This window comes from Nocardia sp. NPDC102475 (assembly GCF_055584605.1).
Genome location: NZ_JBVJLS010000003.1, coordinates 370,980 through 384,486 on the forward strand (window position 1 = coordinate 370,980; position 13,507 = coordinate 384,486).

Annotated in this window: 10 protein-coding genes; 4 read left to right on the forward strand and 6 right to left on the reverse strand. The window is 67.0% G+C overall.

Going from position 1 to position 13,507, the window contains the following annotated elements; all coding sequences use genetic code 11:
• Positions 1-2 precede the first annotated feature (2 nt).
• The 4 genes from ACZ60G_RS07425 to ACZ60G_RS07440 form a co-directional block, all read right to left on the reverse strand.
• On the reverse strand, positions 3-1,577 hold the full coding sequence (locus ACZ60G_RS07425) for an endolytic transglycosylase MltG (protein WP_465808107.1): 1,575 nt from the start codon (positions 1,575-1,577) through the stop codon (positions 3-5).
• Positions 1,574-2,107 carry a Holliday junction resolvase RuvX gene (gene ruvX / locus ACZ60G_RS07430; RefSeq protein WP_465808109.1) on the reverse strand — a complete coding sequence of 178 codons (534 nt, stop codon included), beginning with the start codon at positions 2,105-2,107 and terminating at the stop codon, positions 1,574-1,576. The genes ACZ60G_RS07425 and ruvX overlap by 4 nt, the downstream gene beginning before the upstream one ends.
• Positions 2,107-4,773 carry an alanine--tRNA ligase gene (alaS, locus tag ACZ60G_RS07435; RefSeq protein WP_465808111.1) on the reverse strand — a complete coding sequence of 889 codons (2,667 nt, stop codon included), beginning with the start codon at positions 4,771-4,773 and terminating at the stop codon, positions 2,107-2,109. Before alaS ends, ruvX begins: the two co-directional genes overlap by 1 nt.
• A gap of 105 nt (positions 4,774-4,878) precedes the next feature.
• Positions 4,879-6,225, reverse strand: coding sequence for a replication-associated recombination protein A (locus ACZ60G_RS07440; protein ID WP_465808113.1), 1,347 nt, complete (start codon positions 6,223-6,225; stop codon positions 4,879-4,881).
• An 86-nt stretch (positions 6,226-6,311) separates the two neighbouring features.
• Here ACZ60G_RS07440 and ACZ60G_RS07445 point away from each other — a divergent pair, with 86 nt between their 5' ends.
• The 3 genes from ACZ60G_RS07445 to ACZ60G_RS07455 all read left to right on the forward strand — a co-directional run bounded on the left by ACZ60G_RS07445 (position 6,312) and on the right by ACZ60G_RS07455 (position 9,733).
• Positions 6,312-7,967 (forward strand): alkaline phosphatase D family protein, encoded by a 1,656-nt coding sequence (locus tag ACZ60G_RS07445; protein WP_465808115.1) that lies wholly within the window; start codon positions 6,312-6,314, stop codon positions 7,965-7,967.
• Between the two features lie 160 nt (positions 7,968-8,127).
• A complete protein-coding gene (locus tag ACZ60G_RS07450; protein WP_327099960.1) occupies positions 8,128-8,475 on the forward strand; it encodes a YciI family protein in 348 nt (115 codons plus the stop codon).
• Between the two features lie 4 nt (positions 8,476-8,479).
• Positions 8,480-9,733: an RNA polymerase sigma factor gene (locus tag ACZ60G_RS07455; protein WP_465808117.1), complete on the forward strand. Its 1,254-nt coding sequence runs from the start codon at positions 8,480-8,482 to the stop codon at positions 9,731-9,733.
• Between the two features lie 106 nt (positions 9,734-9,839).
• Here the strand turns inward: ACZ60G_RS07455 and ACZ60G_RS07460 are convergent, their stop codons facing one another.
• Complete coding sequence (locus ACZ60G_RS07460) at positions 9,840-11,009, reverse strand: phosphotransferase family protein (RefSeq protein ID WP_465808119.1); 1,170 nt, start codon at positions 11,007-11,009, stop codon at positions 9,840-9,842.
• A gap of 193 nt (positions 11,010-11,202) precedes the next feature.
• Here ACZ60G_RS07460 and ACZ60G_RS07465 point away from each other — a divergent pair, with 193 nt between their 5' ends.
• Positions 11,203-12,435: a DUF2189 domain-containing protein gene (locus ACZ60G_RS07465; RefSeq protein WP_465808121.1), complete on the forward strand. Its 1,233-nt coding sequence runs from the start codon at positions 11,203-11,205 to the stop codon at positions 12,433-12,435.
• Positions 12,436-12,502: 67 nt separating this feature from the next.
• On the opposite strand, the gene ACZ60G_RS07470 is transcribed toward ACZ60G_RS07465, so the two are convergent.
• Positions 12,503-13,471: a DUF389 domain-containing protein gene (locus ACZ60G_RS07470; RefSeq protein ID WP_465808123.1), complete on the reverse strand. Its 969-nt coding sequence runs from the start codon at positions 13,469-13,471 to the stop codon at positions 12,503-12,505.
• Positions 13,472-13,507 lie beyond the last annotated feature (36 nt).

A 13,507-nucleotide genomic window follows, 5' to 3' on the forward strand; every position in this document is an offset into this window, starting at 1 on the left:
CCTCACCGCCCACTGTCGAGAATTCCGCTCTGCCTGGCCTTTTCGATATTGCGCAGATGTTCGCTGTAGCTCTCGGTGAACAAGGTGGTCCCCTGTTTGTCGACAGTCACGAAGTACAACCATGTCCCCGGCTCCGGATTCTCCACGGCGCGCATCGCATTCAACGACGGCGCGGAAATCGGGGTCGCAGGCAGTCCCGGCATGGCGTAGGTGTTCCACGGCGTGCGCTTGGCACGGTCGGTGTCGGTGGTCGCGACCTCGGTGCGGTCCAGTGCGTAGTTCACCGTCGAGTCGAACTGCAGTGGCTGGTTGTCCGCGAGCCGGTTCACGATCACCCGCGCCACCTTGCCCATATCCTGCGGCAGCGCTTCGCGTTCCACCAGCGAGGCGGCGATCAGGGTCTGGTACGGGTTCAGCTTCGTCTCGGCGCCGGACTGCAGCAGACCGGTCGACTCGTAGCTGCGCGCACTCGCGCTCACCAGCTGCTTCAGAATCTGATCCGGCGTACCACTGGGATCGAAATCCCAGGTGCCCGCGGCGATAAGACCTTCCAGCTGCCTGCTGCGGTCGGGTACGTCACGCACCCGCTGCTCGGCCCAGCTCGGCACGCCGAGGGCGGTCAGATCCGCACCCGAACCGGCGGCATCGAGCTGGTCGTAGGTGAGGCATTTCTGATTCGTACCGGTGCCGACGCAGCTGGCGTCGGCAATCTTGCGGTAGATGCCGTCCTTGCGCGAGCCGGTATTCACGTCCTGCTGATCGTGCAGCTGCCGTCCCTCGGAGACGACCAGATTGCCGACCCGCGAACTCTTGCCGAGCAGTGCCGTCACCGCCTGGGTGGACGGGCTGTGACTCGGGATCGCGTAGTAGCCGGGCTGCACCGAGTTCATATTCGAATTGCGCACGGCCGCTTGGAAGAAGGCCTCACTGCTCGCGACGATGCCCTTCTTGTGCATCTCCTCCGCGATCTGGTTCGACGTATCGCCCGGATGGACCTGCACCACCACCAGCGGTCCGACCGGACCCGCGAAGTCCTCGGGCGCGCCGAACATCTTGACCACTTTCATTCCCGCGAATACCGCGGCGCCGGCGAACAGCGCCACGAACAGCGCACCGATCAGCCACAGATTCCGGCGGCGCTTCTTGCGCTCGGCGGCCTTGCGGGAGGCTGCCCGGGACCGTCGGCCGCGTGAGGGCGCACTGCGCCGACGCTCCGAGCGGGACTCCGCACGCTCCTCGTCTGTCCGACTCCCGCCGCGCTCGGACCTGGTGCGCCCAGAGCGCGCGGACGCGGCACCGGAGCGTCCGCCACCCAGCCCGTCACCGCGGGCCCGCTGCGGCTCCGCTCCCTCGGTCCGCTGCGGCCGCCCACGCCGCGGTTCCCCGCGCTCGGCCCGCTGAGTCGCACGCCGCGAACGCTCGGCCGCGAGTACCTCGTCGTGATCTTCGTCGGTATAGCGCGGAATGACCGTGGTGTCGTCGTCGTAGTCCTCCCATGCCTGGTCGTTTCGCCGGTAACGCCGCTCAGCCTCGCGCTGACGGAAACGTTCCTCGGCTCGCGCCCATCGATCCGTCATGCACCGTCTCCGGAATCAGACGCCGCTTCGGCCGACTTCAACACCGCACTCCGTTCGTCCAACCATCCCTGCAGGATCGCTACGGCGGCCGCCTGATCGATCACCTGCCGCTGGCCACGCGCGCGAACTCCACTGTCCCGCAATGCACGTGCAGCTGACACCGTAGTCAAACGTTCGTCGGAAAGTCGGATAGGCACGGGTGCTATGACTGCGCGCAAACGCTCCGCGAACGCCATCGCCGCATCGGCTGCGGTCCCTTTTTCCCCGCGCAATGTCCGTGGCAGACCGACGATGACCTCGACAGCCTCGTATTCCCGCACAATTTCGGCAATTCTGGAAATGTCGCTTGCCGGTCCGGGCGCGCGCTTATTCGGCTTCGCGCGCGCCACCGTTTCCACGGGCGTGGCGAGCATGCCGTCCGGGTCGCTGGAGGCGACCCCGATTCGGACACTGCCGACATCGATGCCGATCCGCCTGCCGCGGCCAGGATCGGTGTCGGGTGAGGGACGATGACTGTCCGAGTCGCCCATCACTCGGCGAGTTCGGCCACCCGGGCACGGACCGAGGCCAGACCGACTTCGATTCCCGAGGGGTCCGAACCGGCGCCCTGCGCCATCTCCGGCTTGCCGCCACCGCGACCGGAAATGCTCGGGCCGAAGCTGGCGACCAGGTCACCGGCCTTGAAGCCGAGATCCTGCGCGCTCTTGTTGACCGTCGCGACGAAAGGCACCTTGCCATCGGCATTGCCGAGCAGCACGACAACCGCAGGCTCGGTGCCGAACCGGCCGCGGATATCGGTGGCGAGGGTGCGCAGGTCACCGGCGGTGACACCTTCGGGCGCGGCCGCGGCAACCAGCAGCACGCTGCCGACCCGCTCGGCCTCGTCCACGAACTTGGCCGCCGAAGCGAGCACCGTGGCGATCTTGGTGCGCTCGAGCTCCTTCTCGGCCACCTTCAGCCGCTCCACGAGCTGCTCGACGCGCGCGGGCACCTCCTCCGAAGGCACCTTCAGCGAGGACGCGACACCGGCCAGCAGCGCACGCTCCTTCGCCAGATACTTGTATGAGTCCAGGCCGACGAAGGCTTCCACGCGTCGCTTACCGGAACCGATCGCCGATTCGCCGAGCACGGTGATCGGGCCGATCTGTGAGGAATGCTGTACGTGCGTACCACCGCACAGCTCCATCGAGAACGGTCCGCCGATCTCCACCACGCGCACCTCGTCGCCGTAGTTCTCGCCGAACAGCGCGAGCGCGCCCATCTGCTTGGCCTTGGGCAGATCGGTGACGAAGGTGTTCACGGGAAAGTCCGAGCCGACCGCGTCATTGGAGACGGCCTCGATGTCGGCCTTCTGCTGTTCGGAGAGCTGGCCCTGCCAGTTGAAGTCGAAGCGCAGGTAGCCGGGCTTGTTCAGCGAACCGGCCTGCACGGCGTTCGGGCCGAGCACCTGCCGCAGCGCGGCATGCACCATATGCGTGCCGGAGTGGCCCTGGGTGGCGCCGTGGCGCCAGGCCGGATCGGCCTGGGCGAGTACGACATCGCCCTCGGTGATCTGGCCCTGTTCGACCGTGGTCTTGTGCACCCACAGCTTCTTGGCGATCTTCTGCACATCGTTGACGCGCAGTTTGAGGCCCTGCGCCGTAATGGTGCCGCGATCGGCGATCTGACCACCGGACTCCGCGTACAGCGGGCTGCGGTCCAGGATCACCTCCACGTCCTGGCCGATGGTGGCGGTCGGCACCCGGACACCGTCCGCGATCAGCGCGAGGACGTGCGCCTCGGAGGTCAGCTCGTCGAAACCGGTGAATTCCGTTGCGCCGCGGTCGACCAACTCCTTGTAGATGGACAGGTCGGCATGTCCGTGCTTGCGCGCCTGCGCATCCTCCTTGGCCATTTTCCGCTGCTCGGCCATGAGCGAGCGGAAGCCCTCCTCGTCGACCGACAGTCCGGCCTCGGCCGCCATCTCCAGGGTCAGCTCGATCGGGAAGCCGTAGGTGTCGTGCAGTTTGAAGGCGTCCAGACCCGGAATCGTCTTGCCGCCCTTGGCCGCAACCTCATCGACGGCATCGGCGAACAACCGGGAGCCGGTATTGAGCGTCTTGAGGAACGCGGTCTCCTCACCCACCGCGACATTTTCGATCCGCGCGAAGTCGGTGGCCAGTTCCGGATACGACGGCGACATCAGCTCGCTGACGACCTTCATGAATTCGCCGATCACCGGCTTGTCCGCGCCGAGCAGCCGAGCCGAGCGCACGATTCGGCGCAGTAGGCGGCGCAGCACATAGCCACGGCCCTCGTTGCCCGGGTTGACGCCGTCGGCGATCAGCATGGCCGAGGTGCGGGCATGGTCGGCGATGACGCGGAAGCGGCGGTCGTCCTCGTGTTCGACACCGTAGGACCGGCCGGTCAACTCCTCGGCCTTATCGATGATCGGGCGCAGCAGGTCGGTCTCGTAGACGTTGTCGACGCCCTGCAGCAGCAGCGCGATGCGCTCGACGCCCATGCCGGTATCGATGTTCTTCTTGGGCAGCGATCCGACCGGCGGGTAGCCGAGCTTGGGGCTCTGCTCACCGCGGATGTCCTGCATGAAGACCAGATTCCAGATCTCCAGGTAGCGGTCCTCGTCGGCGGCCGGGCCGCCGTCCCTACCGTATTCGGGACCGCGGTCGTAGTAGATCTCCGAACACGGGCCGCCCGGGCCGGGCACACCCATATCCCAGTAGTTGTCCTTGCCGTCGCGGAACTGGATCCGCTCCTTCGGGATGCCCGCGACCCGGTGCCAGATCTCGGCGGCCTCCGGATCGGATTCGTAGGCCGTCACCCAGATCCGCTCCGGATCGAAGCCGTAGCCGCCGTCCTCCTGCGACTTGCTGATCAACTCCCAGGCGAGGGTGATGGCGCCCTCCTTGAAGTAGTCACCGAAGGAGAAGTTGCCCGCCATCTGGAAGAAGGTGTTGTGCCGGGTGGTGACGCCGACCTCTTCGATATCACCGGTGCGGACGCATTTCTGCACACTGGTCGCGCGCGGGAACGGCGGCGCCTCCTGACCCAAGAAATACGGCTTGAACTGAACCATGCCCGCGTTGACGAACAACAGGGTCGGGTCGGCCAGGATCAGCGAGGCACTGGGCACCTCGGTGTGTCCGGCACGGACAAAATGGTCCAGGAATCGCCGTCGGATCTCGTGGGTCTGCACAGATATCCAGCCTACCGGTGCCCCGCATCCCCTTTTTCAGCGACCGGGGTGGTCCACCTCCGCTGACGGGGCCGATCCGGAACCGGTCTGCGGCGAAGTGAGCGTTTATCGTCCGCGGACGATTCTGCGCAGCTTCTCGACGCGGCGTTGGATATCGCGTTCGACGCCGTGGTCGGTCGGGGTGTAGTAATCGCGGCCGACGATTTCGTCGGGTGGATACTGTTGGGCCAGTACGCCGTCCGGGTCGTCGTGCGGGTATTTGTAGCCCTGGGCGTTGCCGAGGGCGGCGGCTCCCGCGTAGTGGCCGTCGCGTAGATGAGCCGGGACCGCCCCCGCGTTGCCTGCCGAAATGTCGGCGAGGGCGGCGCCGAGCGCGGCGGGCACGGCACCGGATTTGGGGGCCGTGGCCAGGTGAATCGTCGCGTGGGTCAGAGTGAGTTGGGCCTCGGGCATGCCGATCAGCTGCACGACGTGCGCGGCCGCGACCGCGGTCTGCAGCGCCATCGGATCGGCCATGCCGATATCCTCGCTCGCCGAAATCACCAGGCGGCGGGCGATGAAGCGGGGGTCCTCGCCCGCGCTGAGCATGCGGGCCAGGTAGTGCAGTGCCGCATCGACATCCGAGCCGCGAATGGATTTGATGAAGGCGCTCACCACGTCGTAGTGCTGGTCACCGGCACGGTCGTAGCGCACGGCCGCCTTGTCCACACTGGCCTCGACCAGATCCACATCGACGGTGCCGTCCAACGAGGATTCCGCCGATGCCTCCAGCGCGGTGAGCGCCCGGCGCGCGTCACCCGCCGCGATCCGCACAATATGCTCGAGCGCGGCCTCGGTCACCGTGTACGCGCCGCCGTAACCACGCGGGTCGGCGAGCGCACGTTCGAGCACCAGCCGGATATCGGCGGCGGTGAGCGACTGCAATTGCAGTACCAGCGAGCGCGACAGCAGCGGAGAGACCACCGAGAACGACGGATTCTCGGTCGTCGCGCCGACCAGCAGCACGATCCGGTTCTCCACCGCGGCCAGCAACGCGTCCTGCTGGGTCTTGGAGAAACGGTGCACCTCATCGATGAACAGCACGGTCTGCTCGCCCGCGGTGAGACGGCGGCGGGCCACATCGATGACCGCGCGCACTTCCTTCACCCCGGCCGACAAGGCCGACAGCGCCTCGAAGCGCCGGCCCGTGGCCTGCGAAATCAGCGACGCCAGCGTGGTCTTGCCGGTTCCCGGCGGTCCGTACAGCAGCACCGACGCCGCGCCCGAACCCTCGATCAACCGCCGTAGCGGCGAGCCGGGCCCGAGCAGATGCTGTTGGCCGACCACCTCGTCCAATGTCGCGGGCCGCATCCGCACCGCCAGCGGCGCACCGGCATCGCGGCGCACGACACTGTCGATGGAGTGTCCGGTCGGCACCTCGTCGCCGGGCACGTCGAATAAGCCTTCGCTCACACCGAGCACGTTACCGAGGAGCACCGACAGCTCCGGGTCGTGTGCCGATTTGCCTCGCCGACCGTGGATCGGCTGTGATCGCAGCCGTGGCTGAAAACGTCGTCGTCCCGGATTCCGAGCCTTTCGCTCGACGCACTCTGCTCAAGGGTGGTGCCGTGGCGACTGTCGCCGCATTCGCGGTCGCCACGCCAGTACGCGCCGAGGGGCCGGTATTCCGTCACGGCGTCGCCTCGGGTGATCCGCTGCCGAACGGCGTGATCATCTGGACTCGTGTCACCGTCTCCGACGACGCGACGCCCGGTTCCGGCATCGGCGAATCCGCGGCGGTGCGCTGGGAACTGGCCGCCGATGAGCGCTTCGCATCCGTGATCGCATCCGGAATGGACACGGCCACAGCGGATTACGATCACACATTCAAGATCGATGTGACCGATCTGCAGCCCGGCAGCACGTACTTCTACCGCTTCACCGCATTCGGCGTGCACTCCCCCGTCGGCCGCACCCGAACGGCTCCGGCCACTTCTGCGGCGGTCGATCGCCTGCGCTTCGGCGTGGTGTCCTGCTCGAATTGGGAGGCGGGATACTTCGGCGCGTACCGGCATCTCGCCGATCGCACCGACCTCGACGCGATCGTGCACCTCGGCGACTACATCTACGAGTACGGCCGCGGCAAATACGGCGGGCGCAGCGGCGCGGTACGTCCACACGAGCCCGCCAACGAGATCGTCACCCTGGCCGACTATCGCATTCGGCACGCACAGTACAAGACCGATCCGGATCTGCTGGCGCTGCACGCGCGGGTGCCGTTCATCTGCACCTGGGATGATCACGAATTCGCGGACAATGCCTGGTCCGGCGGTGCGAACAACCACGATCCGGCCACCGAGGGCGACTGGCAGCAGCGCCGCGCCGCCTCGGCCCGCGCCTATCTCGAGTGGATGCCGGTCCGGGCGAGCAGTTCGGGGGCCGACGTCCAGATCTATCGGCGGCTGCGTTTCGGCAACCTCGCCGAGTTGTCCATGCTCGACCTGCGCAGCTACCGCGATCAGGAGGTCGAACCGGTCGCGGGCTGGCGCGAGGTCGACAACCCGGCGCGCACCATCACCGGCAAGGCCCAAATGGATTGGCTCACGGCCGGTTTGGCGTCCGCGCCGGTGCAGTGGAAGCTCGTCGGCAATTCGGTGATGATCGCACCGCTGGTGTTCCCGCCACTGGAGCCGGCGACCACGGAGGCCATCGCGACCATGGTGGGCGTGCCGCGATCCGGCGTTCCGGCCAACGCCGACCAGTGGGACGGCTACACCGCCGACCGTCGCACACTGTTCCAGTCGATCGCCGATCAGCAGGTCCGCGATGTCGTCTTCCTGACCGGCGATATCCACTCCTCGTGGGCCGCCGACCTGCCCGTCGACCCGGCGAACTATCCGGGCGGGCCGACGGTGGGCGCGGAATTCGTGGTCCCGTCGGTGACCTCACCGAGTCTCGGCGAGCTGCTGAAGGCGCCGCCGCGCACGGTCGCGGTCCCGGTAGAGGAGTCCGTCAAGGGGGTGAATCGGCATCTGCGGTACGTCGAGATGGAGTCGCACGGCTACGGCGTCCTGGAGGTCACCCCGGCGCAGGCGCAGATGGACTGGTTCTATGTCACCGATGTCGCCGATCCCGATTCCGGCATACGTCACGGTGCTTCGTTCGCCGTTCGTTCCGGTGAACGCGTCGAGCAACGCCCGGGACCGGTCGCCTGATCGCTCGGGCGGGGCCGCATCGGCCCGACTTGCGAGACTCCACGCGATTCCAGGAGCAGAATTTTTCTCGCGAGAGGTTGTCGATTTCCGTCGAACTCGATCGTCGGAACGAATACGACGGCCCGATCGGCGGGCCGGCGCAACCCGAAGGAGCGAGATCATGAGCCAGTACCTGGTGCTGATTTACGAGGACGAAAACGCGTACGCGACCGCATCGGAGCAGGTCATGGGTGAGGTCTACCAGGCGCACGTAACCTTCCAGGAGATCGCGGGCGACGCCGTGCAGGGCGGCAACGCACTCCAGCCGACCGCCACCGCCACCTCCATCCGGCAGAAGGACGACGGCGATTTCACCGTGACCGATGCCCCGTTCGCCGAGGCCAAGGAGGCGCTCGGTGGCTACTACCTGATCGAGGCCGCGGATCTGGACGCCGCGATCGCAGTGGCCAAGCAGGTGCCCGCTCGATTCGGCGGGGTCGAGGTGCGCCCGATCATGACCTTCGACTAGCCCTGTGCCGATCGATACCGATGCGGCTGCCGCCGTCGACCAGGCGCACCGTCGCGAATGGGCCTTCGTGCTCGCCGCGACGGTGCGGCTGGTCCGCGATTTCGACCTCGCCGAGGAATGCGTCCAGGACGCCTACGCGCGGGCACTCACCGAGTGGGCCGCGCACGGCGTTCCCGCCAAGCCCGGTGCCTGGCTGACCACCGTCGCCCGCCGCCGCGGACTCGACCTGCTGCGTCGCGATTCGACCATGCAGCGCGCACTGCCCATGCTGATCACCGACCAGGCCGGCGACACCGCCGATCTCGCACTCGCTGAACTGGATTCGGCATCGGTCATTCCCGACGACCGGTTGCGCCTGATCAGCACCTGCTGCCACCCGGCACTGGCCCGCGAGGCCCGGGTGGCGCTGACCCTGCGTCTGGTCTGCGGTGTCACCACCGCCGAGGTCGCCCGCGCCTTCCTCACCAGCGAATCGACCATGGCGGCCCGAATCACACGTGCCAAGAAGAAGATCGCGGTGGCACGCATTCCCTATCGAGTGCCGTCGGTGCGCGAACTCCCGGACCGGCTCGATGCCATCTGCGCAGTCATCCACCTGCTGTTCACCACCGGTCACACCGCGCCGTCGGGTGACGCGCTGGTGCGTGCCGATCTGGTCGATCGAGCGCTCCAACTTGCGCGAATGATGCGTGCGCTCGTCCCGGACGACCCTTCCGTCACCGGCCTCCTGGCCCTGATTCTGCTCACCGACGCGCGGCGCGCCGCCCGAGTGGATACCGAAGGGCGCCTGTGCACTCTCGAACACCAAGACCGCTCCCGCTGGGATCGCGCGGCCATCGCCGAGGGTATCGCCTTGGTGAAAACCGCTCTGCCACATACGGATCGGTACACCCTGCAGGCCGCCATCGCCGCCGTCCACGACGAGGCGCCGTCCTGGGCGGAAACCGACTGGCGTGAGATCACCGGCCTGTATGTACTCCTGCTCCGGATCTGGCCCGCACCGGTGGCGCGCCTCAATCACGCGGTAGCAGTGGGTCTTTCCGGCAATTCGAGCCGTGCGCTCGCCCTCCTCGACACGCTCGCCGCCGAACCGTCCCTCGCCACCTACGGCTACCTCGAAGCCTCCCGCGCGGCATTCCTGACTCAATTGGGCCGCATTACCGAAGCCGCCCGGGCATACGAATCCGCGCTGCTCCTGACCGAAAACACCATAGAGCGAGCCCACCTCGAATCCCGCCTGTCCGACCTCACCCGCTGACCCTGCCTGGGACGTCTCGTCGACGGCAGTCAAAGGGTGGTTGCCGTCGGCATGTCGACCCACCATTTCACCACCTTCGACGGCGAGAACCGGCAGACCCGAAAACCTATTCCGACCAGCGCTCTTCGAGCATCGCCGACACATCCTCGGCGAAATCCCCGACCGCGTCGTCCCCGGTGCAGCGCGCGTCTTCCGCCAGGGCGGCCCAGCGATTGATCAGGGCTTCCGAGCGCGGAACGGAGAGGCCGTGTTCGCGGGCGGCGGCGATGCGGGTGTGGTCGGCGGGCAGGAACCAGTAGGTGGTGAGCCAGACCCAGATGAGGCGGGCTTCCAGGATGCGTTCGTCGAGCACGGCGTCGTCGGCCAGGGCGGGCCAGACGCCGACGACCTGGGCGCGCCATGCCTCGACCATTTGCTTGGCGCGATCGCGGGACAGTTCGAAGTCGCAGAGGCAGCCGGGGAAGGACACCAGCGCGTAGGCGATGTCGAGGGTGGCGTCGCGGTAGCCGCCCCATTCGTAGTCGAGGAAGCGTGCGCCATCTTCGTTCAGGATCACATTGTCCGGGCACAGGTCCGAGGGGCTGAATGCGCGGAAGCGACCCGCGGAAAACAGGCGATTGCCTCGAACGATCCGCTCGGCGATCTCACCGGGCACCTCGATGCCGAGTTCGCGCTGCAGCATGCCGGGCACCTCGGAGATGGCGGCCTCGGCCTGTTGCGCGATGCCGTCGACCCGGTGCACCACATCCACCCGGCGCAGCAGCGCGACAAAATCCGCTTCGCGCCCGACGGTTGCCGCATGCATCCGACCCAGCGCCTGCGCGAAGGCCATGAGCGCGTTGCGCGTCGCCGGTTCCGCACCGGATTGCAGCACCTGCGTCATCCGGGCGTTCTCCCCGAGATCACTCAGGACGAGCAGCCGGTCCGGGAGGCTGTGCGCGATCAGGTATGCGCCGGGCCGCTGATCGCGGCTGAGCGCGGTAGTGAACTGGTACGACACGGCCTCGCGTAGAAACGCGGAGTCGATGCTGGCGACGCCGGGCGCTAGTCCACCCGTCGTGCGGTCCGCCGCGGATCCGCGAACCTGCTTGACGATGAGCGTCCGGGGCAGGGAGAAGGCGTTCTCTGAAACACGCACGCGTAGGACCGTCGTCCTACCACTACCGCTGAGTTCCATCGGATCGCTCAGCTTTACCGGAGCACCCATTCGCTTTGTGAGCAACTGCTGTGCTGCGGACACGACTTCGGCGGCGCGTTCGGCCAATAGTGCGGTCATCGCTAATCAAGCTACTCGCACCGGGTCACTTCTAGCGAGCGGTTACACAACCTTTCCGCGTCGTTCGGCGTGTCTGCGTCAAGGTTGCGGAACGGGCGCTGGTTGCTTGACACCATTGCGGCTGTCCGGTTTTCTCATCGTCAACTGCCGTGCGCCACACCGCAAACCAGTTGCGTCGAAAGGTCTGCAGACAATGTCCGACTCACCGTCGCCCAAGCCGAACGAACCAACTGGCTCGCCCGAACCGAGCGGCGGCGCGCCCGACGAAGGTGACGGCGAACAGTTCGCCGCGCGTCCGGGTCAGCACGAAAGCCCGAATCCGCACCCGACGGAACCCAGCACCGGACACAGCAGGCACGAGATGGCCGGACCCGCGGGCTACCCACAGTTCGAGGGTCCCGGCGCGGCGCAGTACGGCAATGAACCGGTGGAGCCGCCACCGCCGGTCGGTCCGCCCGGACAACCGGGACAGCCGAGCTACGGCCCTCCGGGAACCGGTCCCGGCTCGGCGCATCCCGCATCGATGCCCCCTGGCGCGATGCCTCCCGGAGCTGCCGCAACGCCTGCTGGAGCGGTCCCGCCGGGCGCAATGCAACCTGGCTTCGATCAGGCAGGCGCAGCAGCGCCCGGCCTGGCGAAGCCCGGCACCATGCCGCCCGGTGCCGTACCTCCCGGTGCAGCGCCGCCCGGCGCAACGCAACCCGGCTTCGAATCGGCCGGCACGATGCCTCCCCCCGGCGCAATGCCTCCTGGCGCTCAGCCCGGCGCGCCGACCTACGGCTACCAATCCGCTCCCGGCGCGCCGACGACTCTCGATGTCGGCAATGCCCTGAGCTACGGCTGGGAGAAGTTCCGCGCGAATTTCGGCCCCTGGCTGGCCGTTACCGCGATCGGCGTGATCATCTATCTCGCCTTCGTGCTCATCGTCCAGGCCGTGCAACCGAATTCGCTGTTCAGTCTGTTGCTGATCTTCCTCGCGGTCATGGTCGCGATCTGGCTGCTGCAGGCCGCGATGATCCGCGGCGCTCTTTATGAAACCGACGGCAACAAACCGACTTTCGCGTCCTACTTCCATTTCGTGAATGCGGGCAATGTCCTCTTGACAGCACTGCTCGCCTTCGCGCTCACCTGGATCGGTGCGGCGCTGTGCTTCGTGCCCGGTCTGATCGCCGGATTCCTGTGTATGTTCTCGCTGCACTTCGTCGTCGATCAAGAACAGGGTCCGTTCGACGCGATCAAGTCCAGCGCGACGCTGGTCATCGCCAATATCGGGCAGGTGCTGCTACTCGGCCTCGCCGTACTGGTCATCACCTTTGTCGCCACCCTGCTGTGCGGCTTCGGCCTGCTGGTCGCCGGACCGGTGTGCACGATCGCGGTGACCTACGCCTACCGGGCACTCACCGGCGGCACCGTGTCCGTGTCCTAGCCTCCGGTGCGCTGGGCGCATCCGCTCCCAGCGCACCGGAACATCGGCCCCGCAACAGAATTGGCGGTCACTTCGAGGGCAGTGACCGCATCCACCACCACTGCTTGAACCGGGCGATCGGTCCGCCCTCGCTACCCGCACGCGGGCGCAGCGCCAGCACGAGCACCCCGGCCGTGACGATGCCCGCCAGGTTCACCGCGAGCTGCCCCGCCGACATGAATGCGATATGCCACTCCCCCAGAGTTGCCGCGATTACCGCGAATCCGGCCGCGGGCACGGTGGTCACCGAGATGAACACCCCGACCAGTGCCGCGGATTTCGCGGTGACCAGCGCCAGCATTCCCGCTGCACCAGCCAACAGCGCGACCACCAGTGAGAACGGCCCGACCTCATAAATGAAGTCGACATTCTCGATGGCTTCCACACCGGTCACCGTGATCCAGCCGAACTGCTCCCACAGCAAGGTCGCCAACAGCGTAATGACCATCGCCACCGGAAATGCCACCAACAGCGCGACAGCCGACTTGCGGGCGAGCATGAAATCGCGCCGCCACAGCCCCACCGAAAAGGCTGCCAGTGGCCCGAATTCCGGCCCGACCACCATCGCGCCGACGATCGTCACCGACGAGTCGGTGGCCACGCCGACGGCCGCGAGCAGGCAGGCGATGGTGAGGAAGGCGACGAAGGTCAGCGTCAGCGAGGACTCCTCATGGGTCTGGGCGAGCAGTTCCTCCCACACCACCGCGTCGGTCGGATCGCCCGGAGCGTCCTCGATGGCCCGCTCACCCGCATCGGAGATCACCGTCTCGACGGGGCCGAGCGTAATGCCGCCGGTGTGCTTGATGCCGAGCGTGGTCAGATCGGCGAGCACATCATTAGCGGCCTCACGCGCGACATCGGCCTGGATCAGATCACCGACGGGCTCGACGGCGACACCCCGCGCCAGCGTCACATGGGTGACGCCCGGGTCGGCACTCAGCACCGCCATCACCTTGTCGGTGAGCTCGGCCGGGCTGATCATGCGCAAGTGCAGCACTGGAACCCCTTGTGGTCAGCATCGATGAAACTGACC